Source organism: Corallococcus sp. AB049A (assembly GCF_003668885.1).
In the GTDB taxonomy this organism is placed as follows: domain Bacteria; phylum Myxococcota; class Myxococcia; order Myxococcales; family Myxococcaceae; genus Corallococcus; species Corallococcus interemptor.
This window is the reverse complement of sequence record NZ_RAWL01001477.1, coordinates 1-382: the sequence shown is the minus strand read 5'-3', so window position 1 is coordinate 382 and position 382 is coordinate 1. Positions and strand designations below refer to the sequence as shown.

Genomic DNA, 382 nt, shown 5'->3' with positions numbered 1-382 from the left:
CGACGATGTCGATCGGAATGCCGCTGATGTTGTTGAACGACTCGCTGCCGTTGTACAGCGCCGGATACGAGAGCATCGGGCGGCCGTTGATCAGGTACTTGGTGTAGCCCGGGTTCAGGCCGAACATGCCGGCGGCTTCGGCGCCCTGGGTGAACGCACCCGAGGTCTGTCCACCCTGCAGGCCGCCGGTGGTCAGCGACGACTGCTGCAGAACTTCAGCAACGCTGCTGAAGCCGCGGGTCTGGATGTCTTCGGCGGTGATGGACATCACCGGGGTCTGGGTTTCGACCTGGGTCTGCGGGATCAGCGAACCGGTGACGGTGATCTTGTCCAGGTTGGTCGCCTTGTCCTGGGCCATTGCCGGGGCGGCGGCCATCAGAGC

Annotated in this window: 1 protein-coding gene; it reads right to left on the bottom strand. The window is 64.4% G+C overall.

Features of this window, described 5'->3' with window-relative positions:
* A partial coding sequence (locus tag D7X55_RS47510) for a TonB-dependent receptor plug domain-containing protein (RefSeq protein WP_147470571.1) occupies window positions 1-382 on the bottom strand: 382 nt, incomplete at both ends.